18 protein-coding genes are annotated in these 25,329 nt (G+C 51.1%); 12 read left to right on the top strand and 6 right to left on the bottom strand.

What is annotated here, in order from left to right:
* The first annotated feature begins 87 nt into the window (after positions 1-87).
* Positions 88-918, top strand: coding sequence for an AraC family transcriptional regulator (locus MHI24_RS06460; RefSeq protein ID WP_340024752.1), 831 nt, complete (start codon positions 88-90; stop codon positions 916-918).
* A 53-nt stretch (positions 919-971) separates the two neighbouring features.
* Here the strand turns inward: MHI24_RS06460 and MHI24_RS06465 are convergent, their stop codons facing one another.
* Both MHI24_RS06465 and MHI24_RS06470 read right to left on the bottom strand, forming a co-directional pair.
* Complete coding sequence (locus MHI24_RS06465) at positions 972-1,742, bottom strand: response regulator (RefSeq protein WP_340024753.1); 771 nt, start codon at positions 1,740-1,742, stop codon at positions 972-974.
* 18 nt (positions 1,743-1,760) lie between these two features.
* Positions 1,761-3,545, bottom strand: a complete 1,785-nt coding sequence (locus MHI24_RS06470; RefSeq protein WP_340024754.1) for a histidine kinase — start codon at positions 3,543-3,545, stop codon at positions 1,761-1,763.
* 191 nt (positions 3,546-3,736) lie between these two features.
* Here MHI24_RS06470 and MHI24_RS06475 point away from each other — a divergent pair, with 191 nt between their 5' ends.
* The 11 genes from MHI24_RS06475 to MHI24_RS06525 all read left to right on the top strand — a co-directional run bounded on the left by MHI24_RS06475 (position 3,737) and on the right by MHI24_RS06525 (position 16,096).
* The gene (locus MHI24_RS06475) at positions 3,737-5,074 is read left to right on the top strand and encodes an ABC transporter substrate-binding protein (protein WP_340024755.1); all 1,338 of its coding nucleotides are present in this window, start codon (positions 3,737-3,739) and stop codon (positions 5,072-5,074) included.
* 12 nt (positions 5,075-5,086) lie between these two features.
* Complete coding sequence (locus MHI24_RS06480; protein WP_340024756.1) at positions 5,087-5,959, top strand: sugar ABC transporter permease; 873 nt, start codon at positions 5,087-5,089, stop codon at positions 5,957-5,959.
* Positions 5,959-6,789: a carbohydrate ABC transporter permease gene (locus MHI24_RS06485; RefSeq protein ID WP_340024757.1), complete on the top strand. Its 831-nt coding sequence runs from the start codon at positions 5,959-5,961 to the stop codon at positions 6,787-6,789. The genes MHI24_RS06480 and MHI24_RS06485 overlap by 1 nt, the downstream gene beginning before the upstream one ends.
* Before the next feature lie 184 nt (positions 6,790-6,973).
* A complete protein-coding gene (locus tag MHI24_RS06490; protein WP_340024758.1) occupies positions 6,974-8,149 on the top strand; it encodes a hypothetical protein in 1,176 nt (391 codons plus the stop codon).
* A 238-nt stretch (positions 8,150-8,387) separates the two neighbouring features.
* On the top strand, positions 8,388-9,548 hold the full coding sequence (locus MHI24_RS06495) for a YncE family protein (protein WP_340024759.1): 1,161 nt from the start codon (positions 8,388-8,390) through the stop codon (positions 9,546-9,548).
* Between the two features lie 213 nt (positions 9,549-9,761).
* Complete coding sequence (locus MHI24_RS06500) at positions 9,762-9,995, top strand: hypothetical protein (protein ID WP_340024760.1); 234 nt, start codon at positions 9,762-9,764, stop codon at positions 9,993-9,995.
* 92 nt (positions 9,996-10,087) lie between these two features.
* Positions 10,088-11,002 carry a hypothetical protein gene (locus MHI24_RS06505; protein WP_340024761.1) on the top strand — a complete coding sequence of 305 codons (915 nt, stop codon included), beginning with the start codon at positions 10,088-10,090 and terminating at the stop codon, positions 11,000-11,002.
* A complete protein-coding gene (locus MHI24_RS06510) occupies positions 10,999-12,174 on the top strand; it encodes a hypothetical protein (protein ID WP_340024762.1) in 1,176 nt (391 codons plus the stop codon). Before MHI24_RS06505 ends, MHI24_RS06510 begins: the two co-directional genes overlap by 4 nt.
* A 179-nt stretch (positions 12,175-12,353) precedes the next feature.
* Positions 12,354-13,520 (top strand): hypothetical protein, encoded by a 1,167-nt coding sequence (locus tag MHI24_RS06515; RefSeq protein WP_340024763.1) that lies wholly within the window; start codon positions 12,354-12,356, stop codon positions 13,518-13,520.
* A gap of 210 nt (positions 13,521-13,730) precedes the next feature.
* Positions 13,731-14,891 carry a YncE family protein gene (locus MHI24_RS06520; protein WP_340024764.1) on the top strand — a complete coding sequence of 387 codons (1,161 nt, stop codon included), beginning with the start codon at positions 13,731-13,733 and terminating at the stop codon, positions 14,889-14,891.
* A 44-nt stretch (positions 14,892-14,935) separates the two neighbouring features.
* The gene (locus tag MHI24_RS06525) at positions 14,936-16,096 is read left to right on the top strand and encodes a hypothetical protein (protein ID WP_340024765.1); all 1,161 of its coding nucleotides are present in this window, start codon (positions 14,936-14,938) and stop codon (positions 16,094-16,096) included.
* 63 nt (positions 16,097-16,159) lie between these two features.
* On the opposite strand, the gene MHI24_RS06530 is transcribed toward MHI24_RS06525, so the two are convergent.
* From MHI24_RS06530 to MHI24_RS06545, 4 genes are all read right to left on the bottom strand, one after another.
* The gene (locus tag MHI24_RS06530; protein WP_340024766.1) at positions 16,160-21,760 is read right to left on the bottom strand and encodes an S-layer homology domain-containing protein; all 5,601 of its coding nucleotides are present in this window, start codon (positions 21,758-21,760) and stop codon (positions 16,160-16,162) included.
* 158 nt (positions 21,761-21,918) lie between these two features.
* Positions 21,919-22,758: a carbohydrate ABC transporter permease gene (locus MHI24_RS06535; RefSeq protein WP_340024767.1), complete on the bottom strand. Its 840-nt coding sequence runs from the start codon at positions 22,756-22,758 to the stop codon at positions 21,919-21,921.
* 15 nt (positions 22,759-22,773) lie between these two features.
* Positions 22,774-23,712 carry a sugar ABC transporter permease gene (locus MHI24_RS06540; protein ID WP_340024768.1) on the bottom strand — a complete coding sequence of 313 codons (939 nt, stop codon included), beginning with the start codon at positions 23,710-23,712 and terminating at the stop codon, positions 22,774-22,776.
* Positions 23,713-23,855: 143 nt separating this feature from the next.
* Positions 23,856-25,199 carry a sugar ABC transporter substrate-binding protein gene (locus MHI24_RS06545; protein ID WP_340024769.1) on the bottom strand — a complete coding sequence of 448 codons (1,344 nt, stop codon included), beginning with the start codon at positions 25,197-25,199 and terminating at the stop codon, positions 23,856-23,858.
* Positions 25,200-25,329 lie beyond the last annotated feature (130 nt).

Genomic DNA, 25,329 nt, shown 5'->3' on the forward strand with positions numbered 1-25,329 from the left:
GTGTACCTGTGATATTATTGCAATGTCTTTGCGGATATTAACGATTTATTGCGAATGTTGTGATTACCAGAAAGGGAGGCAGCGGCCATGAAGCATAACCGGTATTACGAGAAATTCGACGGCGATATTCTGGCCGGCCTGGGTAACTCCCCGGTCTCGCCGACCCGTGATTTCCATATCCACGACCACTATGAAATCTTCCTGTTCCTCGGCGGCAGCGTGAACGGCTTCGTCGACCAGTACAGCTATCCGCTGCAGCGGGGCAACGTCCTCCTGTTCAACAATCATGAGATTCATAAGATCTTCAACGTCACCGGCCAGCCTTACGAACGGCTCACGATTCATTTCAAGGCACAGCTGGTCTATCCGTTCTGTACGGCGGCCACGAATCTGCTCGCGTGCTTTCAGAACCGTAAGCCGGGGGAGAATAATCTCGCACAGATGGAGGAGCCGCTGCTCACGGAATATACCAAGCTGGCCCTGCAGCTGATCTCGGCCCTGGAGAACAGGCAGTACGGCAGCGAGGTGCTGGCACTGACCTATCTGATCCAGCTTCTGGTGATGGTCAACGAGCTGTACAGCCGCTCCCGTTCCGCCGTGCCCAGCCTGATCTCCCCACATATCCAGTCCGCCATGAGCTATATCGACAACCACCTGCACCTGAAGCTGACAATCGAGCATATCGCGGGCGAGCTGAACCTGGACAAATATTATCTCAGCCATCTGTTCAAGCAGCAGACCGGGGGCACCCTCTACCGTTATGTTTTGCTCAAAAAAATTGCCCTAGCCAAGCAGCTCCTCTCCGCCGGAACCTCCGTATCCGATACCTGCTACCTGTCCGGGTTCAACGATTACGCCAATTTCATCCGCACGTTCAAGAACATCACGGGCATTCCGCCAGGCAAATACGGCAAATAGAACGGTACTGCCCCCCGCCCGGGAGCGATACCGTTCTTGTGCATGAAGACCGGCTACCCGCTGTTGCTCCGGCCTTCCTTGTATTCGGTCGGGCTGACGCCCGTGTATTCCTTGAACACCTTGGAGAAATAGTGCTGATCCGCGAAGGCCAGCGCCTCCGACAGCTCCTTCACCTTCAGCTCCGGCTTGGCGGCAATCAGCCGGCAGGCCTCGGTAATCTTAAGCTGCATATAGTAATGCACGAAGGTCCGCTGCGAATGCCGTTTGAAGATCCGGCTGACATAGGACGGGCTGACATGGAACTGGAGCGCCACCTCTGTGATAGAGAGCTGGGAGTAGAGATGCTGCTGCAAATATTGCTCCAATTGCCGGAACAGCTCTTCGCTGCTCTTAGGCCGCTGCTCTGAAGCGGCCAACACCTCCGGCAATCCCTTATTGCTGCCCCCCTGCTCCTCCAGATGGGCGACCAGCCGCTGCATCACCTCAGCCAGCTGTTCCCGCTCCACCGGCTTCAGCAGATAATCGAATACCTGCAGGTTCAGCGCCTTGCGCGTATACTCGAAGTCGCTGTACCCGCTGATCAGCACCGCCTTGAGCGCTGGCTTCACCTCCCGGCACTGCCCGATTAGCGCCAGCCCGTCCAGCTTGGGCATGCGGATATCGGTCAGCAGGATATCCACCGGGTTAGCCTTGATGTACTCCAGTGCATCCAGTCCGTTCGATGCGGTGAAGGTAATCTGCACAGGCAGCTCTGTGGAGCGCATCAGGGCCTCAATATTCCGCAGAATCGGCTTGCTGTCTTCTGCAATAACAGCGGTATACATGGCTGTCCCTCCCGGTTTCTAGTAGAAGTCTTTGCTCATGGATGCGATAATCTGGACCGTGGCGCCTTTTTCCTCCTCCGAGTGGTTATAGATGTTGAAGAACAGCCGGTTCCGGTACATCAGCTTGAGCCGGTTCACCGTGTTCACAATCCCCATATTGCCGATCCCGGAAGTATGATGCTGAAGCTCGTACACCCCGGAATCCGATTCCTGAATATGATCCAGAATGTCCCTGATCCGGCCCGGCGCGAAGCCCTCCCCGTTATCCCGGATCTCAATGGCCCACAAGCCGTTGTACACCTTCACCCGTACCTGGATTCTCCACGGAGGATCGGTGTTCCTGAATGCATGCTCGATACAATTCTCCACGAACGGCTGGAGGACCAGCCGGGGCAGCTCAATCCGGTCAAAGCCCTCATCTGCATCAATCTCCCACTCCAGATCGTCCTCGAAGTTATGCTGAATCAGCGACAAATAGTGCTGGGTATGCTTCAGCTCCTCGGTCAGCGTCACATGCTGGTAAGGCGAGGAGACAATATAGCGCAGGCTGTCCGACAGATGCTTGCACATCTCCGTCACCACGTTATTCTTCCCTTCCTGGGCGGCAATACTGATCAGATACAGCACATTGTGAATAAAATGCGGGGCAATCTGGGCTTGCAGCGCGGAATTGCGTGACTTCACCTCTTCATGCAGCGCCAGCTTCTCCCGCTCAATCGATTCCTGCAGCCGCTCCAGCAGCTCCTGGAACGCGCCATTCAGCTGGATCAGCTCATTGTTGTGGGTACGCGCATCCGTCTTGATATTCAGATTGCTGTAGTTGATCCGCAGAATCTGGCTGCGCAGCTTGCGGATCGGCAGCAGCAGATTCTTTGTCGAGAAGTAGATGAAGATGAACGAGAACAGAATCAGCGCTGTAATCAGCAGGATGGAGATATATTTTACCGAGTTGACCGGACCCAGTACCACATTCCTGGGGTTCACCACATAGGTGGTCCAGCCCGTCTCGGCAGACCGGTGATAGGCCACATAATCCTCGCTGCTGCTGAGATAGATTCCGGATGCCGAGGAAGGCACTGCGAATGCCGGAGGCTTTTCTCCTTCCGGAAGGCCCGCAGAGCTGGCGACCAGCCGCTGGTCCTGATCCATAATGTAGACCTTGCCGCCGGACACTCCCCCCGCCGCCCTGTCCAGATACCGCTGGTCCAGCCGGACCGCCAGATAGCCGAACACCTGCCCGTTCTGATTCATAATGGCCCGCACAAAAGAGATAGCCTCCCCCTGATGGCGGTACAGTGCGTAACCGCTTGCATTCCAGGTCGCCAGCTTGCTGCTCTCCGCCAGAAACGGCCGGAGGGAAGCCGGATTGCCGGCGTATCCGATGTAAGAGGCGACTCCGTCTCCTTGGAGATCATAGATAATCATATCTTCGATATTGAGACTTGGACCCAGCGCCTGGAACATCATCTCCTTCAGTCTGCGGCTGCGGGTCAGCCCTTCAAGGGTAAGCTGCGAGTAATCCCCGGCAGACAGCAGGGTGAACACATCCTTGTTCGAAAGAATCCGCTGGGAGAGCTGATTCTGGTTATTGATATAGAGGTTCAGCTGATCGCTGACGTTGACGGCGGCCAGCTTCATTTCATCCTCTGTCTTGTCCTTCAGCGGCCGGATGACCATATAGTTCACATAGACCAGGAAGCAGCCCAGCACGAACAGCAGCAGCAGCATGAAGGTGAAGAAGAACTTGGTCTGCAGACTGGCCTGAACCCCGCCTTTGCGTAATCTGTCGTAGATGGTAGCCAAGCCGGACCCTCCCTGAAACTTAAGATGCTGCCTACTTTACAACCAATCGGGCCAAAAGACAAGCCGTCTCCTAAGTTCAGGATATTACACAGAAAGAGTCAAGCACAAACATGTACCTTAAGCAGCGCTCACTCTATAATCAAACATGCAAGCGGATACAATACAATAAATCACACTATGGGGGCGATCAGATGAGCACCACAAGCAAGAAAATCGCAACAGGCCTGCTGGCCGGAATCATGACCTTATCCCTGGCGGCATGCGGCTCCGGCAATACAGGCAAGAACAATGCCCAGGCAACAAACGGCGGAGGCGGAGCAGATAACGGCGGGAGCGGCGGCAAGAAGGTAACCATCGAGCTGGCCCTGTCCAAAAGCTCGCAGGATTCGGCGTTCGTCGCCCAGGATGTGCTGGATGAGTTCGAGCAGAAAACCAATATCAAGGTCAACCTCCAGCTGCTACCGGCAGAGCAGACGGCCACCGTATTGCAGACCAAACTGGCCGTCGACGAGGTGCCTGACCTGATTCAATACAATCTGGCGAGTGCGACCACAGACCTTAACCTGGAGCGTAATTTCGAGATTCTGGATAACGAGCCTTGGGTCAGCCGGCTGCTGAACAAGGATGTTCTCTCCGCCTATGATCATATCTACAGCTTCCACTACAGCCAGGATACCGGGATGCAGGGTGTCGTCTACAACAAGGATATCTTCAAAGATCTGGGGCTTGAGATTCCGAAGAATTATGAGGAATTCCTGGCCGTCTGCGAGAAAATCAAGGCCAGCGGCATCACACCGGTCTTCATGCCGTTTAAGGATAACTGGGCGGCGAATATCTGGCCGGCAGCGGCTTTTGCAGACTGGGCAGCCAAGAATGATCCTACTCTGTTCGATGACATCAATGCCGGACGCAAGAAGTGGTCCGATATTCCGGAGTTCGCCACCTTCCTGGATCAGCAGTATGAGGTCTACAAGAAGGGCTACACCAACACCGACATTCTCAGCGACAGCTACGATATGGCCGTGGGCAAATTCCTGAACAAGGAGACTGCCATGATGTTCATGGGCGACTGGCTGATTGTGAATGTGGCTGAGAAGGACCCGAATGTGCATCTGGGCCTGTTCGCCATTCCTACCTCGGAGGATGCGAATCTCGGGGCAAGCCCGCTGGGCGGACAGCTGTTCATTCCGAAGAAGGCCAAGCATATGGCCGAAGCGAAGCAGTTCCTGGAGTTCCTCGCCAGCAAAGAGGTTGCCCAGAAGATGGTGGACAGCCAAGGCTCCGTGTCGAACTTCAGCGATGTGACCACACCGAAGCTGCCGGATTACAAGCAGGAGATTGTCGATCAATATATCACCCCGAAGAAAACTACGCTGACCACCGACGCTTACATGATCGTGGACCGCAGCGAGCTGTACCGTCTGCTTCAGGATGAATTCGCCGGCGGCCTGGACGCCAAGGGTGTACTCAAGGCCTGGGATGAGAAATTCAGCCAGCTCATGAAGGATAAAGGGGTAGAAGGCTTCTAGGAGTGTGAGGACATGAATGTATCCAAAAAGCTGTACGCGTATTACCTGATCTGGCCGGCGCTGCTGATTTACTCGATCTTTTTCGTGCTGCCTGCGCTGGCCGGACTGTATTATTCCTTCACCGATTGGCGGCTGGACCGCGATACCATCAAGTTCATCGGCTGGGATAACTTCGAGCGGATCTTCACCGACCGGACCCTGCTGCTTGCGATCAAGAATACAGCGATCTTCGCGGTGGTTACCGTTATCGGCAAAAATCTGCTCGGCATCGCGCTGGCGGTCGGCCTCAATATGCGGCTGAAAACCAGAAACCTGCTGCGGGCGGTCTTCTATTCGCCGTCGATCCTGAGCGTACTGGTGATTAGCATCGTCTTCACTCCTATGCTGCGCTCTGACGGGACGATTAACCGCATCTTCGAGGCGGTTGGACTGTCCTCGCTGAGCCAGGCCTGGCTGACCAATCCCGCGATTGTCATCTGGACCGTTGCCGCCGTCTCCATCTGGCAGCATACAGGCTTCCAGATGGCGATCTACCTGGCCGGACTCCAGTCGATCTCGAAGGAATATTATGAAGCCGCGACCATCGACGGCGCCGGCTCCTGGCGCAGCTTCCGCAGCATTACCCTGCCGCTGCTGCTCCCTGCCATCAACATCAATCTGATGCTCACCTTGATCGGCGGGCTTAAGGTGTTCTCCGAGGTATTCGTGCTCACCGGCGGGGGACCCGGCAATGCCTCCCAGGTGGTCGGAACAATTATCCTCCGCTCCTTCGGGGAAGGCAGCTGGGGACTGGGTACCGCCGTCAATACCCTGCTGTTCGCTGCTGTAACCATCATTGCCATTCCCCTGCTGATCTTCATGCGGCGCAAGGAGGTATCGGAATAATGAGCTTCACACGCAAAATGGCCTGGCGCAACTATCTGGTAGAAGGGTTCCTGATCTTGGCCTCCCTGCTGATTATTCTGCCGCTGCTGATCATGCTGTTCGGCAGCTTCATGACCAGCTCCGAGGTGCTGAGGTTCTCCCTGCGGCTGCCGCAGCAATGGCAATTCTCCAATTATACGGAGGTGTTCCGCGAAGGCGGCCTGGGACGCGCATTCCTGAACGGGATGCTGATTACCAGCGTATCTTCCATCTTGAATATCTTCACCTCCTCGGCAGCCTCGTTCATTCTGGTGCGCCGGGAGACCAAGATGTCAGGCTTCCTGTATATGTTCTTCTTCATGGGCCTGATCGCGCCGATGTCGACCATCACCACGATCCGTGTCGTGCAATGGATGGGCTTCTACGGCAGCATCACCAGCGTCATTCTGATCTATGCTTCGCTGAATACAGCGTTCAGCGTGTTTCTGTACAGCGGATTCATTCGGTCCATTCCAAAGGCGCTGGATGAGGTCGCTTTTCTGGAGGGGGCGAATACCTTCGGTGTGTTCTTCCGGATCGTCACCCCGCTGATCGTCCCGGTTAACGCCACCGTAGCAATTATGGTGTTCATGTCTGTCTGGAACGACATCACCATTCCGCTCTATTTCCTGACCGACAGCTCGGACTGGACGATGCCGCTCTCGGTATACAATTTCTACGGAAAGTACAGCCGGGACTGGAATTTGATCTTCGCGGATCTTGTGCTAACCTCGCTCCCTGTACTAATCCTGTATATCTTCTGCCAGAAGTACATTGTTAGCGGACTTACGGCGGGAGCGGTGAAGGGGTAACCTCAGCCCCTTTTGTGGCTTTCTTGGACAAATGGATTATTCGGGCCGGAGCATCCGGACATACTCTACAGCAGACAACCTGATGCGGCATCCGGACTTCACCGGCGCGCCTGCCCATCCGGTTGTCTGTCCGCCGGGCCCGGCGAGTCCATGAGTCAGAAAGACATGAAAGGGGTTTTTATTCGTGAATACGGGTATAGCAAACCACAGAAGAAATCTAGCATCAAATTTTAATCCTTACGTGTTTGCGAGTTATGAACTTTCCCATTATTATGGCTATGTCGCTGTCATTGATCCTGTATACAATAAGGTCACCAAACGGATTCCGGTAGGCCTTAACCCTGGTCCTATGTGCTTGAATCCAAGTGTGGATAAGCTCTATGTAGTAAATACGGGCAATGATTCGGTCACGATCATAGATGCATTTAACTTTAACGTGATCAAAACCCTTCACATTGGCTCTTCATCCACCTCTTCTAGCGCTCCTATTGCTATCTTCGCTGCTGCTAACGTGAACAAAGTCTATGTAGCCCATTCGGGTGACAGAGCCGTTACAATTATTGACTCCGTCACAGATACAGTTATTGAGCAAGTGGATTTGCCTAGCGGAAGCGGCTACCCTTTTGCCTTTGCGGGTAAGGTGGAAAGCCCCTTTGTCTTTGTTGCATGCAAGTCTAACGATAATGATAAGGGTAATGTTGTCGCTATTTCCGCTGGTGATAACACCGCTTATCCAGTCGGGGACGATATTGAGCTCGAATTTGACGGGACCCACAACCCCTTGACCGTGTACCCAGGCGGAGTGGAGCTGGTCACACTTGGGCCGACTGGCATGTTGACTTCCCTTGCAATCGATGCAATTGGTAAGTCCAAAACTTCAAGTATGCTGGACAATACGGTATCCGGGATCTATCTGGATAACAATATGTTATTTTGCACCTCGCGAGAAGATAGAGCCTATCTGAAAAAATTCAACAACCTGTTCATGGACCAGCAAGGAAACATCACCCATGATCAATTCACAGAAATCCCCAGTTACAAAGGCCAGGATAAAATCCGTGTTACAAGTGATGAAAGTACTACTATTTGCATCACCATTCAACCCACCACTTTCCCGACAGGTGGTCTGCAAATCTACGATGTAGACGCTGCTAGCTCAAAGTTTGTTCCGCTCCCTTATGTCGGTGATTTAGCAGTTTACGATGACGTCATTGCCTATGTAGGACAACTGACTTCGATTCAACCGTTTGTTTTGGGAGATCCAAGTAATCCCGTTCCTGCTATTCCGATTGGCACAAGTCCCTCAGACCGCGTCAACGTGAAGAACATTATTACCGGTTATAGCAATCAATCCTTGTAATGCACATTTGAGTATAATAATCGAGCTGTCTCTTCAAGTCGAAAATGGACTTGGGGGCAGCTCTTTTTTCCACCTTACTGGACATTAGGACGATTCGGGCCGGAGCATTCAGACATAACCTATAGCAGACAACCTGATGCGCCATCCAGACCAAACCTGCGCGCCTGCCCATCCGGTTGTCCGTCCGCCGGGCCTGGTGAGTCCATGAGATTGAGCTGTATGAAAGGGGATTTTATCTATGAATATGAATCAAACAGCACAACAACGCAGGAATACACGGAGCGGCCTTTCTTATGTCTATGTGTCTTATGTAACTAGCAATGCTGGGTATATCGCTGTTATTGATCCTACTAACGATAAAATCATCAAACGGATTACGACCGGCCGCAATCCTGCCGCGATGTGCTTGAATCCCTCTGGGGATAAGCTTTACGTGGCGGATGCCTATGAGCCTGCAGTCTTTGTCTATAGTACGGAGACCTTTAACCTAATAGGAAAAATTCCAATTTTCGGCATAAATCCTGTTGCTATCTTCGTAGATCCTAGCGGTAAAAAGGGCTATGTAGTCAACTATGGAGATGCCAGCTTGACGGTTTTTAATGCCATCACTATTTATTTAATTGGAACTGTATATTTGTACAACACACCTCTCGCCTTTGCGGGCAATGAGAACAGTCCTTTCTACTTTCTTGCCTGCAATGTAGTCCCTCCCGATCGAGATTCTATTCTTGTAATTGCCACTGACACTAACACTGACATTGACACTAATAACAGTGGGGCTAATTTTGGCATTGGAACAGACCTAGAAGGTATAAATAACAGGCCTCCCAACCCCTTGACCGTTCACCCGAATGGACACACTGTGGTGCGGCTTGGAGATAGTGGATACCTTTATTTTATTAATCCTAATGGTAATTTCATTTCAAAGGAGACCAGTTTGCTGGACAATACGGTATCCGGGGTTTATCTGGACAACGGCATGTTATTCTGCACGATGCGAGAAGACAGGGATTTTTTGAAATTATTCAAGAACCTGTATATCGATAAGAATGGGAACATCACCTATGATGATTTCAAAGAAATCCCCAGTTACAAAGGTCAGAATAAAATTCGCACTTCGCTTACGCAAAAGTATATTGGTGTCACCACTCAACCCTATGATTCCCCTCTTGGTGGTCTGCAAATCTACGATGTAGATCGTGGCACTTCCAGGTTTGTTGAACTTGCTTCCATTGGCGATCTTGCATTCTTCTCAGACTCTAAAGCCTATGTGGGAGGATTTAACCACGTTACTCCCTTTGATCTGGCCACTGCACGACCTCTACATCCGATCACCATAGGGACAGTGCGCTTCAGAGTGAAGAATGTTATTTGCGGTTACAGCTATCAAACCCCTTAATTCTATTCTAGTATCACGACGAAGGGATAGCATACGCCTTTTGTGGTCTTATAGGACGTTTTGATGATCGGGCCGGAGCATTCAGACATAACTTATAGTAGACAAACTGATACGGCTTTCCGGACATAAACCGGCGTGTCTTACCATCCGCTTGTCTGTCCGCCGGGCCCGGCGAGTCTACAAGATTCAAACACAAGAAAGGGGATTTCATTCATGAATCCAAACCATGCGCCCGTAAAGAGCAGTAATTTATCATCAGGTATTAATCCTTATGTCTTTGTGAGTTATGAATATACCGGTTTTGGCTTTGTCGCTGTCATTGATCCTGTAAAAAATGAGATCATCCAACGGATTCCAGTGGGCAACTATCCTGGTCCTATGTGCCTGAATGAACAGGAGGATAAGCTTTATGTATTGAGTACCTCCAGGATACGGTCACTATTATAGATGCGTATACCTTTAAAATTATCAAAAACCTTTACATTGGAACTTCGTCCACCGGTACCAGCGCTCCTGTTGCTATCTTCGCTGCTACTGGCGTGAACAAAGTCTATGTAGCCCATTCTGATGACAAGGTTATTACAATTATTGACACCTTCACGAATACGGTTAGTAAGCAAGTGAAATTGCCTGACGGAAGTGGCTACCCGTTCGCCTTTGCCGGTAAAAAAAATAGCCTCTTAGTCTTTATTGCCTGCAAGTCTAAAGATAATGATAAAGGTAATGTTATCGCTATTACTGCTACCTATGACACCGTTTTTCCAGTTGGGGATGATATTCCGCTTAACTTTGACGGGACCCACAACCCCTTAACCGTTTACCCAGGCGTACAGGAACTGGTCACATTTGGACCGACTGGCATGTTGACTCCTTTTTCTTTTTATACAATTAATCCGTCCAAAGCTACAAGTCTGCTGGACAATACGGTATCCGGAATCTACCTGGACAACAAAATGTTATTTTGTACATCGCAAGAAGATAAAGCTTATCTGAAAAAATTCACCAACCTGTTCATTGACGGGAAGGGAACAATTACCTATGAACAATTCACAGAACCTTCCAGCTTCAAAGGCCAAGATAAAATCCGTGCTTCACGTAGTCAAAATTATATTGGCGTCACCATACAGCCCACCACTTCACCGAAAGGGTATCTGCAACTCTACGATGTAAACACTTCTAGTTCAAAGTTTGTTCCGCTCTCCCATGTCGGTGATTTAGCGTTTGCCAGTGACAGTACGGCTTATGTAGGAGAACCGGCTTCGATTCGTCCAATTGATGTGGCAACAGCCACAGCCCTGCCTCCTATACTGATTGGCAATTCCCTCACGGATCGTGTCATCGTTAAGAACATTATTTCCGGTTATAGCAATCAATCCTCTAAATATGTTCAAGTATCACTGCCGGGCCGGCGAGTCCATGAGCCAGAAGCACATGAAAGGGGTTTTTATTCGTGAATACGAGTATAGCAAACCGCAGAAGAAATCGAGCATCAGGTCCTAATCCTTACGTGTTTGTGAGTTATGAAGTTGACAATTACACCGGACAGGTGGCTGTCATTGATCCTGCACAAAATAAGATCATCAAACGGATTTTGGTGGGACCCAAAGCGGGGCCTATGTGCATGAATTACCAGGAGGATAGGCTTTACGTATTGAGTTTTTTAGAGGAAACGGTCAGCATGATGAGTATCATTGATGCATATACCTTTGAAGTTCTTAACACCGTTCTTATTGACAATCCGGGCCCGGCCCCCCGTCCTGTTTATCCCTTTGCTGCCTCTAGTGCGGACAAAGTCTATGTACCCATTCAAGGACAAATGGCCATCTTAGTTATTGACACCCTCACGAATACGGTTAAGCAAGTAGAATTGTGGCTACACGGAAGCGGGTACCCTATCGCCTTTGCGGGTCGTGCGGATAGTAACTATGTCAGTATTGCATGCAAGTCTGCTGATTCTGAACAAGGTATTGTTGCCGCCATTTCCGTTGATGACGATACCGTTCATCAGTTTGCAGACGGAATTGAGCTTGCTTTTGACAGGTCACACAACCCCTTGACGGTTCACCCCGACGGAAAGACGCAAGTCACACTTGGACCGACTGGCATGTTAACCTATACTGGAATCGATAATTTTGGCTTATCCAAAACATCAAGTCTGCTGGACAATACGGTATCTGGAATTTACCTGGACAACGGATTGTTATTTTGTACCTCCCACGAAGATAAAGCCTATCTGAAACAATTTAAGAATCTGTCCATTGACAAGCAGGGAAACATTACCTACGATCAATTCACAGAAATCCCCAGTTCCAAAGGCCAGGATAAAATTCTGACGTCCCGTACTCAGCGATATATTGGCGTTACTATTCAGCCTACTACAACTCCTATAGCGGCTTTGCAAATTATTGATGTAGAGACTGGCAACTCAAGATATGTCCGACTTCCTTATGTCGGTGACTTCGCATTCTTCTCCGACACAATGGCCTATGTTGGACAACAGACCTCAGTTCGCCCGATTGATGTAGCGACCGCAAAACCCCTGCCTGCTATTCCGATTGGCACAAACTCCACTGACAGCATCACCGTCAAGAATATAATCTCCGGTTATAGCAATCAATCCTTGTAATGCATATTTAGTATAAAAATTGAGCTGTCTCTTCCTTCAAGTCGAAAATGGACTTGGGGACAGCTCTTTTTAACCTGATGCGGCATCCGAACCTAAGCCGGCGCACCGCCCTTCCGGTTGTCTGTCCACCGGGCCCGGCGAGTCCAAGAGCCAGAAGCATATGAGAGGGGTTTTCATTCGTGCATACGAATATGGCAAAGCGCAGAAGAAATCGAGCATCAGGTCCTAATCCTTACGTGTTTGTGAGTTATGAATATACCAACTTTGGCTTTGTTGCTGTCGTTGATCCTGTACAAAATAAGGTCATCCAAAGGATTCAGGTGGGGGCTAAACCCGGGCCTATGTGCTTGAATTACCAGGAGGATAAGCTTTACGTAGTGAATATCGGCCAGGATACAGTCACTATCATTAATGCGTATACCTTTAAAGTTAGTAAAACCCTTCACATTGGTACTTCGTCCAACAATAGCGCTCCTGTTGCTATCTTCGCTGCATCTAGTGTAGACAATGTATATGTAGCCCATTCTGGTGACAAAGCCGTTACAATTATTGACTCTGTCACGGATGAGGTTATTACACAAGTGAATATGGTCCCAGCCGGAAGTGGCTACCCTTTTGCCTTTGCGGCTAATGAGTTTGCCTACTATGTCTTTGTTGCCTGCAAGTCTAAAGATAATGATAAAGGTAATGTTGTCGCCATGCTCATTGACAGTAACAACGCTTATTCAGTTGGGGATGAAATTGAGCTTGAATTTGACGGTACCCACAACCCCTTGACCATTCACCCAAGCGGAATGGCACAATTAACACTTGGACCGACTGGAATGTTGACTAATCTTGGAATCAATGCAATTGGTCCGTCCAAAACTACAAGTCTGCTGGACAATACGGTATCCGCAGTCTATCTGGACAACGGATTGTTATTTTGCACCTCCAAAGAAGATAGAGCTTATCTTAAACAATTTAACAACCTGACCACTAACTATCAAGGAAACATTACCTATGATCAATTCACAGAAATCCCCAGTTACAAAGGCCAGGATCGAATCCGTGCTTCACGTAATCAACGTTATATTGGCATCACCATACAGCCCACCACTTCTCCGACCGGTGGTCTGCAACTCTACGATGTAAACGCTGCTAACTCACGATTTGTTCCGCTCTCCTATGTAGGTGATTTAGCGTTTGCCGGTGATACCATGGCCTATGTAGGAGAAGTGAATTCGATTCGTCCGATTGATGTGGCAACAGCGACAGCCCTGCCTTCGATACTGATTGGCATGAACCTTATGGATCTCATCACTGTCAAGAATATTATTTCCGGTTATAGCTATCAATCCTCCTAATTTACGGCGGAAGCGGTTATGGTAACCTCTGCCCTTTTTGTGGCCTTACTGGATATTAGGACTATTCGGGCCGGAGCATTCAGACATAACATACAGCAGACAATCTGATGCGGCATCTGGACATAAACCGGCGCGCCTGCCCATCCGCTTGTCTGTCCGATGAGCCTGGCGAGTCCATGAGCTAGAAACAAATGAAAGGGGTTTTCATTCATGAATACGAATATGGAACACCGCAGAAGGAATTTATCATCAGGTAATCGTTATGTCTTTGTTAGCTGTCAAGCTAATGGCTATGGCTATGTCGCTGTCATTGATCCTGTACCCGATAAGGTCATCAAATGGATTCCGGTAGGCAAAAAACCTGGTCCTATGTGCATGGACCCTTCAGAAAAAAAACTTTATGTGCTTAATACCGAAAGTGACTCAGTCACCGTAATTGACACTGTCAACCTTATCGATATAAAAACCATTAAAATTGGCAATTCGTCTACACAGGTCCTTCCTAATACTATCTTTGCTTCTGCTAAAGGCAATAAAATCTATGTATCCAAAGCAGATACTAAATATAGGACGTATGTAACTATTATTGACTCCCTCAAAGATGAGGTTACAGAAGCAGTGCCATTACCATTACAAAAAAACTACAGTTTCGCCTTTACAGGCAATAAGAATAGTAATTATGTCTATCTTGCATGCCTTAGTATGGATGGTTCGCCACAGGATAGACTTTTCGCTATCAACATTGACCAAGATTTCGCTTATCCGGTTGGAGTTGGGATGGATATATCCTTTGACGGGTTCCACAACCCCTTCACTGTTCACCCAGATGGGCACACATTAGCCACGTTTGGATTCTACGGATTGCTCACCTATTTTGACGGCTATGAAATTGGGAACAGCAGAGTTCCAATGGCGTTGGAACAAACAGTATCCGGGATCTACATGGACAATAAAAAGCTAGTCTGCACCATGCGCGACGAATTAGACTATCTGGCATTAATTGACAACCTGTCCATTCATAAGGATGGAAGCATCAGCTATGGAGATTTTAAGAAAATCCCCAGTTATCGATGGCAGGATAAAATTCGTCTGTCACGTAATCAAACCTACGTTGGTGTTACCATTCGACCTTTTGGCGACTATAAGAGCGGTGTGCAAATCATTAACATAGCGGAAGAGAATGGAATGAACAAGTTAGTTGAATTGCCTTTTGTCGGTGATCTCGCATTTTACGGTGACACCAAGGCCTATGTGGGAGAGGAGAGCTCGGTTCGACCAATTGATGTGACAAATGGAACGGCTCTACCCCCTATCGACATGAAAGCCGGCGTCGCAAACATTATTTCCGGTTATATCAATCAGTCCTTGTAATGCACAGAGTCCATGAGTTAGATGACATGAAAGGGGGGGCATTTGTGAATACGAATATGGCAATCCGCAGCAGGAACTTATCATCAGGTAATCCGTACGTGTTTGTGAGTTATGATGCCAGCTATAATATGGGCTATGTTGCTGTCGTTGATTCTAGACAAAATGAGCTCATCCAACGAATTCAGGTGGGCACAAAGCCCGGGCCTATGTGCTTGAATTACCAGGAGGATAAGCTTTACGTAGTGAATATCGATCAGAATTTTATCACTGTCATTGATGCGTATGGCTTTAAAACAATCAAAACCGTTCACATTGGCGGTCCCTCTGCCAACAGCACTCCTGTTGCTATCTTCGCTGCTGCTAACGTGAACAAAGTCTATGTAGCTCATTCTGATGACAGGACCGTTACAATTATTGACTCCGTCACGGATAAGGTTATTAAACAAGTGGATTTGCCTAGCGGAAGTGGCTACCCTTTTGCCTTCGCGGGTCATCCAAACAGCAATTATGTCTTTGTTGCATGCAGATCAAATGATACGAATAAAGGTAATGTTGCTGCCATTTCCATAGACGACGACACCGTTTCTCCGTATGGAGATGGAATTGAGCTTACTTTTGACGGGAGCCGCAATCCTCTGACCGTTCATCCCGATGGGCATACCCAAGTCACGTTTGGACCTGATGGTATGCTTACCTATTTTGACAATGATTCAATTGGGGGCTCTAGTACGTCAAGTCTGCTGGACAATACGGTATCCGGGGTCTACACGGATAAACAAATATTATTCTGCTCTATGCGTAAAGACAAAAACTATCTGAAAGTCATTAATAATCTGGCCATTAATAAGAATGGAATCGTCACCTATAAGAGTTTTGCGGATTTCCCCAGCTACAAAGGGCAGGATAAAATTTGTCTTTCACGGACGCAAGCCTACATTGGCATTACCGTTCAACCTACTGATTCTCCAAGGGGTGGCGTGCAAATCATTGACTTAAAAGAAGGCTCCTCCCATTTAGTTGAGCTTGATTATGTCGGTGATTTAGCGTTTGCCGGTGATACCACGGCCTATGTAGGAGATGTAACCTCGATTACTCCGATTGATCTGGCAACGGCAACAGCTCTGCCTGGTATATTTCTAGGCACAAACTTCATGGATCTCTTCACTGTCAAGAATATTGTTATTGGTTATAGCAATCAATCCTAGTAACAAAATCTTGAATATACGCAGAGAAGCGGTTCTCCGGATATCGGAGAACCGCTTCTGAAGTTACATATGCTCCAGCAGATTAGCAAGCACCTGCGCACTCTCGGCACGGGTCATGGTGGCTTGCGGTGCGAATTGCTGATTGCCGCGCCCCTTGATCAGGCCCGCCTGTTCGGCAGTAACGGCTGCGTTCTTCGCCCAATCACGAATCAGGGTATGATCGCTGAACGAACTGGCAGCTGAGTCACTGCTACTCTTGCTTCCCTTCAAGTGATCATACGCACGGACGATCATGACCGCCATCTCCTCGCGGGTAATGAGCTCATTCGGAGCGAAGGCGTCCTTGCTGCGTCCAAGCACAATGCCTGCTTCATTCACAGCGGCAACCGCTTCAGCATACCAGGCCGTGGCATCCACATCAGTGAAGGACGATGCGGCTGGGCTTGCCGTCTTAAGGCCAAGCGCACGGGTAATCATCGCGGCGAATTGCGCTCTGGTGACCTCTCCCTGCGGATCGAAGCGGTCACCCGGCATTCCTTCGATGATATGCTTCGCAGCCATGGACTTAATGACTGAGCTTGCCCAGTGGCCGCTGCTGACATCGGTGAAGCTCTTATCATACTCCAGCACAGCGTACTGGCTGAAATGCCGGACATCAGCTGCAATTTTACTATTACCTTCCGCCAGCTTACCGCCCACATATTCCACCGCTCCGCTGGCAGCGATATGGTAGACGCCAAGCAGCTCGCGGTTCGCCTTAGAGTCTACTGCGAAGGTCAGAGTCAGCGGCTTGGCAAAAGCCGTCACCGGTACGGTGCTTCCGTCCGCAGCAACAACCTCCAGGCTGAAGCTGATGACCCCGCTTGCCGCTGTTAGCCGGACAGACCCGTTGACCGCCGGATCATTGATCCGCTGCTGGAGGCTATCAGCGTCTGACTTCACCGCCGACAGTCTGATGGCCGCTCCCTCCGTTTGACCTCCACCACCGGCAACGGTATCCAGGATGCTCTTCAGGGCGTCAGGGCTAAGATCAACAGCAACTGAATTCCAGGCAAGACGTAAGGTGTTTGCGCCTGTCATGCTTGTGACGCCTGCCGGAAGCAGCACGGATTCAGTAGCTTCCGTAAGCTGAACAGTTACTATTCCACCCACCGCAGCCTTGAAATCATCCTGTTGAAGCACCTTCTCCGTCTGGGGTGACGGGGACGGCGTTGCAGCCGGTTTAGGTGTTGGTGTTACAGCCGGTGCCGGTATCCATACCGGTTCATCCGTTGGAGCAGGTGTGGTTGACGGTTCCGGTTCCGGCGATGGTGTTGGCGTCGGAGTTGGCTGCTCCACCGGCGGCTGCTCCTCTTCACTCACTGTCACCTTTCTTGTTACTTCTGCGGCTGCGTTCCCCGCTGTATCACTGACATTATAATGGAAGATATATTCTCCTGCCTGTGCCGTATCCAGCTCCGCCAGGTTATAGACATCACTGGTCACGGTGGTCACTATGCGGTCTGTGATATCCCCGTCCTGATCGTCATAAGCAGTAGCGCCCGCATCGGTGTATTCCGCACCCAATGCTAGAGTCACTTCGGCATCGCCAATCAGGTTAATCACCGGCGGAACTGTATCCGGCTCCGGCAGCGTGATCGTTCCGCTGGCCGAGCTGTCTGCTCTTGCTTCACCCTTGCTCAGCGTTACCGAGAAAGTGAAGCTGCCCTCTGTCTCCTCAGCGGCTGCCTGGAAGGCAGACAAGCTAATGTCGCCCAAGGTAACCCCGGTATCGCTGAAACCCGGCAGCCCGCTAATGGTCTGCTGCAGCCAGACCCGGACAGCTTCTTCATCATTCGCTTGGGCCATCTTAACGCTGTAAGCCGCTCCTTCAATGATACTCTTCGCATCAAGTACAGCCTGTTCATTGGCCGCGCTGACCAAGTCCTTCTCTACAGCCAGATAGCTGATCAGCGAAGCCTGGCTGAACGTATTGTTTATCGAATATTTCACCGTACCGCTGACCGGCAGCGTGAAGTCGTGTTGAACGACAGCTCCGCCTGCACCGGCAATAAGCCCTGTCTTCACCGTCTCGGTCATGATCTCTCCATCAGCGTCTGGATAGCTGAGAGTAATATCCATCGTCCGGTTCCCGTTATTCCACCAGTCCAGATGATACGAAGTAACCGTGTATTTGCCAGCACTCAGAGGCAGGTTGTAGACCAGCGGCGTATTCCGCGTATTCGAGCCGTACACTCCGGTCTGGGCTTTATCGGTGGTGACTACAGCACCGCCAAGTCCTTTGACACTATAGGTAGCGCCCGTATTCGTATGTCCCCATACCGTATCTCCTGTGGACAATTGGTCTGCCTTGTGATTCAGCAGGCTGTCACCTGCAAGCTCCCGGATGGCTGTATACGGCGGGGTTGCGCCATCCCCGGCAACACCCATGTCCAGGAAGTATACCAGCCCTTCAGGAACCACTTCCACATAAGCAATGGTCTTCAAGCTTCCATAGGTGCCGGTGACCGCTACCCGTTCATATGGCGTGTCGAAGCGGACCGCATCAAGATTCCACTTCACCGCCACCTGTGTGGTCTTGCCGTCTGCGAGCGTGGCTTCTACCTTGGCTGGCAGCTCCGGCAGCTTCCCGGCATAGGTGGCCCTATCGGGAATGGACGCAAGCTCTCTCACATCTCCGAGCAGCAGCAGATTAAGAGCGGAGGACAGACGTTCTACAAGCTGTGCTGCCCCTTCCTGGTCCAGCCGGTAGGAAGCCGGATCATTCAGCGCTGCCTGGGCGTTATCCAGCGCATTCATGAACATCTCCCAGTCCTTCTCCGGGTAGCCGTCTTCCCTGCTGACCGCAAGCGCAGCACTCACCGCCTGACTAAGCCCGGTGGTATCCGGGCTTCCTGCTCCTTCCCCGCCGATAACCGCAACGGAATCCACAGCGAGGGTCCCGCTCAGCACTTTGAGCTGCACCGTATGTTCACCGTGCTTCAGTCCGCGTAGCGTGAAGGTCTGGTACAGCTCCTTCGCCGCATTAGCAGCACCCGAGACTACCAGAGTCTCGCCGTCCACCACAGCCTCCAGCTTCGCGGAGCCGTCGTTCGGTCCCAGAATATCAAGGCCCGTGCCGGTAAAAGTATACTTCAGCACCGCACCGGCTCCTTGGCTGGTAGAGAGGGAACGCTGATAGACATACATGCCTTTTCCATTCTCATGGGCCCAGTCACCTTCATAGACCAGCTTCGTCCCTGGGACTTCTGCCAGATCCGTCATCTCCAGATTATCCAATTGCTCAGCATAATAAGGCGTATACCCGTCTACCTTCTCCACCTTCAGATTATCGAAGCGGGTGTGATAGAAGCCGCTGGCGAGCTGCACGCGCCCGGAGAGCTTCGGATTCGGATCGGTATAGGAGGCAAGCTCAACCTGATCCAGATAGGCAGTGACCGTGTCCCCAGCCACCTGAATGGCAATGTTATGCCACGCGTCATGTGCCGTGTTGAAATCAGCAATCTTCACACCGCCGGAGCCGGTAGCTGCGTTGCCGCTGGCCACAACGGTCCCGCTGGACAGCAATTGCCAACCGCCATCGAACCAGAACTTGAGCGCATAAGGGGTGCCGTTAATCGTCTGCGGCCCGCCCTGATATCTGGCTCCAATCGCAGCGTAATTATTCCCACCATACGTGCTATTTTGTTCAAAAGACACATCTGCACTGGCCTTATAATTGGTCCAGCGGTAATCCCCGATAGCTGTGACCGGGTCGCCGCCGTTCCAGGCCCCGCCCACTCCGGTGGTCGTCTGGTCCAGCTGCTGCCGCAGCACATAGTTGTCCGTGCCATCCACCAAATAGCCCTCGAATGCTCCGTTGAGATCATGTGTATAACGCGGTATGACACTATACGGGCCGCCGCGCGAGCTGACATAGCTCTCTTCGCCGGTAATCTGTCCGCCCTCTCCGATCACGGGAACGCTCTTGTCGCCATAGTTGAAGTCATCCGCATATAGCCACTGGTCTTCTGTATTCTGTACGGACCCTGTGGCATCGGTATCCAGCACGGTGCGTTCGCCCTCCACCGGAAGCGGTGTGCTGAACCCTTCCTTATTGCGGTTGTCCAGCGTGGTGACCGTGACAATGGAGAACGGCTTCACACGGATGGTATACACCCCGCTGCCGTCTGCCTCAACATCCCCAAGATCCTTCATATAATTGCTGTTAAAAGCCTGACCTGGCTCCGCCGCACGCGTCTCCCACATCTCCAGAGACGGATTGCCGGTGTAAGCCATGTTGACGGCCTGAAGCTTGTATATCTTCTCAGTCTCGCTGTCATTAATGATGACCGTCGAGAAATCTTGCTTATCAGGTGAAGCCAGAGTCATATAGCTCGGAGTCCCGTTGCGCCCGCTGACCGGGTTCGTCCCGGTGGCTCCGGTGTAGCTCGCCTGGGGAACGGCCCGCCAGATGCCTGCCGTATTATCTTCGTTCTCCCAGCCGGTCTTGGCGAACCCGTTAAAATGCTTCAGGACAAGCAGTCCCGCATCATAATGAATGAAGCCCGACCACGGGTCGCGTGCGCTGACCAGCTCCTTGAAGGAGTATTGCCCGCCTTCATAGAAGGAGCCAATCGCCGGCTGGTAGATGAAATGCGTCCGGCGCGAATTCACAAAGCCCTTGATGATGGTATTGCCCATCTCCAGCGGACCGCCGGTGCCGCCGATCCCCGTCCCGGGCACTGAAGGGTCCTTCATATTATTGTGGGGACGGAAGGCCGAGTTACTGAAGGTGGCCTGGGCTTCACTATTCCAGATCTCCTTGTCGAATTCATCTGCCAGCCGCTTGAAATTGCCTTTGCTGTCGTCGTCAGTGTTGTAATGATACCCGGCAGCGGCTACCGCTTCGCGCAGGGACAGGTCATTCACCAGCGCATCGCCGAAGGAGCCGATGCCGACTTCATCAGAAATGACCAGCTTAATGCTATGGTACAGTTCCTTCTCCTGCTCGTCCTTGAAGTCTGACGTATCTGATTGGACTCTCTCGCCATACTCCTTCGTCCAGGCCAGATCCGGCGCGTGCTCATTGATATGGGGATTCACATAATCCACCATATAGCCGTATTCGCGGTAAGCGGCCAGAATGGTCTTCTTATACCAGGTATAAATCTTGTCATTATTGTCCGCCCAAGCCGGAGCATTCCAGCGCAGGAAGCTAACCTTGACCGCCGGATTGACAGCCTTGGCATCGGCCGCAAGCTGGAAGCCGGGGTGCCGGGATACATTGGCCTCCTCATCCTCGGTGCGCATGGTCGCTGGGTCTGGACCGGTAGAGTTATTGCGGTCATTGCCCATCTCGATTTTGACATGATCGATCAAAGGCCGGTCGCCCCCGAACAGAATCTGCAGCAGTTGCGCATAGACCTCCGGCTGCTCGGACTTGTAGTCCATCAGCAGGGCGCTGGTACTGTTGCCGCTCAATACGCCGAACCCCTTGAAGGTCAGCCCGTTAACATTCCCCTCCTTGATGTCCTGACCGTCCAGCTGAATCCGCACCGCAGAAGCATCAGTCTCGCTGGCAGAGGCTACAGGCACACCTAATGCTGGAACCATTCCCGCTACGAGTGCAGCCGATAAAAGCACGGAGAAAAGCCTTTTCTTAACACGGTTCTTTCTGTTCATTCATTAATCCTCCTCTTTCTCAATGAAGTAAGCGCATTCAACATGTCGTTAGAAGAATGAGTGACTTGGGCAGACCTATAAAAATACCTGGCAGACTGCAAAAGCTGCAACTGCCAGGCTGAACCTCTTTCTAGTCTCAAAAAGTTAGAAAAACTCCACTACCCCTTAATCCCCGAAGCAGCCACGCCTTGTACGAAATACCGCTGAAGCGACAGGAAGACTATGACCACCGGAATGATAGACACAACACTAGCCGCCATAATCAGGCCGTATTCCGCCGAGTACTGCGAGATGAACATCCGCAGCCCGATCTGAATGGTCTTGAGCTTCGTATCGGTCAGATAGATCATCGGCCCGAGGAAGTCATTCCAGGTGGACACGAAGGTGAAGATGGTTAGTGTGGAGAGCGCAGGCTTGGACAGCGGAAGCATGATCCTTGCCCAAATTCCGTATTCGCTCAGTCCGTCAATCCGGGCCGCTTCACATAATTCATCCGGTACGCCCTGATAGAACTGGCGCATCATGAACACGCCGAAGGCCGAGAAGGCTTGCAGCAGAATGATCGACAGGTGGGTATTGTTCAGTCCCATATAGCGCATCAGAATGAACTGCGGCACCATGTAGGCCTGCCAAGGGATCGCAATCGTGGCGATATACCCGAGGAAGATCGTATTTTTGCCGCGGAAATGCAGCTTGGAGAAGGCATACGCCGCGAAGCTGGAGGTCAGCAATTGCAAAATAGTGACGATCACCGACAATTTCGCTGTATTGTAGATGAAGCGCCCAAGCGGTATCCGGGTCCAGATATCCTGGAAGTTCTCCCAGCGCGGATTCGCCGGAATCCACTGCATCGGGAAGGTGAATACATCCTTGTTCAGCTTGAGCGATGACGACAGCATCCAGATATACGGTACCAGCATCGCCAGCACGGTCAGAGCTAACAGGGCATATACAAGCACCATTAAGCTGATTCTAAGTCCTTTACTTTTACCAACCATATCTTATAGATCCCCCTATTGTCCGTATTTCTTCTCGCCGCGGAACTGGACGATGGTGATGCCGAGTACCAGCAGGAAGAGTACAATCGCCATGGCACTGGCATACCCGTAATCCAGCGAGCGGAACGCCGTGTTGTAGATCTGATAGACCATAACCCGTGTAGCATCGCTCAGCTGGTTATCCGCACCGGCGAACAGGTTGATGAAGATGTCATAGACCTTGAACGAGTTGATGACCAGAATCATCAGGACAAAGAAGGTGGTTGGGGCAAGCTGCGGCACAGTTACGTTGCGGAATCTTCTCCACGGGCCTGCGCCGTCCAGCTCAGCCGCTTCATACAGCTCGGGGTTGATCCCCTGGAGGCCGGCCAGATAGATGACCATGTAGTAGCCCATATTTTTCCATACCGTGAAAAGCACTACCGTAAACATCGCCCACTGCTTATCCGCCGCCCAGCGGGGCAGCTCCTCCAGCGGAATGCCGGTGATCAGATGCAGAATGTTGTTCACCGGACCCATGGTCGGGCTGAAGATGAAGTTCCATACCGCCGCAACCGCGACCAGTGATGCCACATAGGGGAAAAAGAAGACCGTTCTCATGAAATTACGGCCCATAATCTTCTGATTGAGCAGAATTGCCAGCGCCAGCGCTACAATCATGGTCAGCGGCACGACGCCGATCGTGTAGACAATCGTGTTCCACAAGGCTTTGTGGAAGGTGGTATCCGAGATCAGCCGGGAGAAGTTATCCAGCCCGATGAACTTCATCGGATTGGCCCCGTCCCATTTCACAAACGCCAGAATAAAGGCAAAGATCATCGGTACCAGAGTGAACAGGGCAAATCCGATAAAGTTCGGCGCAATAAAGCTGTACGCGACCAGGTGATCCCGGAGGCCGCGCGACAACCGGCTTTTTGGGCTCTTATTTGTACGCAATATGGTTTCGTTCTGCATTCGTTCTCCTCCAAACCTTATATAACATCCCCGCAAAGTGGGAATTTCATCGAGCCCTACTCAGGCTCTCTGTCCTATATCTGTATCTGGAAGGCGGGCCTTCGCCCGCCCTTCCTTCTGTACACTATCCTTACACGTTCACATTAATTGTTCAAAAGCTGGCCGACCCGGTCATTCATATCCTTCAAGCCTTCATCGATCGTAGAGTTTTTGGTCATGATGTTGTCATGGGCTTCATTCAGAATAACCTCGATGTCCGCACTCTTCTCATGAATCGGCATTTCCAGATAAGTCTGAACCGTATTCAGTGCAGCCTTGCTGTTCTCGTCTGACGGGAAGCCGTCGATGGAGGTAATGGAATTGATAACATCGTCGTTCTTGATCGCCGGAATCGTACCGGTCGAAGCAATCACCTTAGCGCCTTCCGCACCGGTTACGAAGTTCATGAAATCAAGAGCTGCCTCTTTGTGCTTGGACTTCTGGTTCACGGCCAGGGAAGTAATCGTTCCCAGCGTCGTTCCGGCTTCAACGCCTTCCGGATGAGGATATTTCACGATGCCCCATTCGGTGGACTGGGATTCTCCGCTCTTCACCTTCTCGATCTGGGTGGCAATGAACCAGCTGCCCATGTTCATCATGGCAACAGAGTTGTTGTAGAATACGCCGGAGTAATGCGTGCTGGAGGTCTTCAGCGTGGCGTAATCCATAACGATGCCGTCGTCCTGCTCCTTCAGAATCCGCTCATAGGTAGGCTTCAGGAAGTCATAGTTGCCGCCGACCACGGTGTTCTTGCCGTCCAGAATGCCGAACAATTGAACCGCGCTGCGCCAGGTGTGGTAGTGGGCGCCGTATACCTTTTCCGAGCCGCTGCCGGAGGTCATCTTGCGGGCCAGCTCATCATATTGGTCAAAGGTCATATCATTGGTCGGATAATCCACGCCTGCTTTGTCGAACAGGGCTTTGTTGTAATAGATCACCCAGAAATCACTGCGGAACGGAAGCGCATACACCTCGCCGTTCACTTCAATCTGCTCCACCGTACCGCCGTATACCGAAGGATCGATCGATTTGTCCGCCATGTAAGTCTTCAGCGGCTCCAGGTGGTTCTGCTTCACCAGGTTCGAGTAGCCCGGAATGTCTTTGATCGTCAGGACATCCAGATCCGCCCCGCCCGAGAGCTGGGTGCTGAGCATAGTCATATAGTCGGTGGAGCCAAGGTCGACGTATTCAATGGTTACATTCGGATGAGCCGTCTTGTAAGCATCGATCAGCGGTTTGTAGTATGCCGTAGCTTCCCAGTCCCAGAGCGCCCATTTCAGCGTTACCGGCTCCTGGCTCGGTTCGGAGGAAGCGGTTGCAGCATTGCCCGAAGCAGGTGCGTTCGTGGCAGCGGCGTCTTTCGTATTGTTATTGCCGGAGCATCCGGCCAGCATGCTCACGGAGAGCGCAGTGGCAAGGGTCATGCCGTAGAATCTTTTCAAGTTCATTCGATTATCCCCTTTATCTTCTGATGATAGTTCAGCAGCCGGCTTCTGTTGCTCCGGCCTTAGTTCACAGTGTAAGCCTTTTCAAGCCCGATGGGGATGCAAAATTAAACACAGTTCATTCACTATTCTG

Origin of the sequence: Paenibacillus sp. FSL K6-1096, from assembly GCF_037977055.1 — a bacterium.
Lineage (GTDB): Bacteria > Bacillota > Bacilli > Paenibacillales > Paenibacillaceae > Paenibacillus_AQ.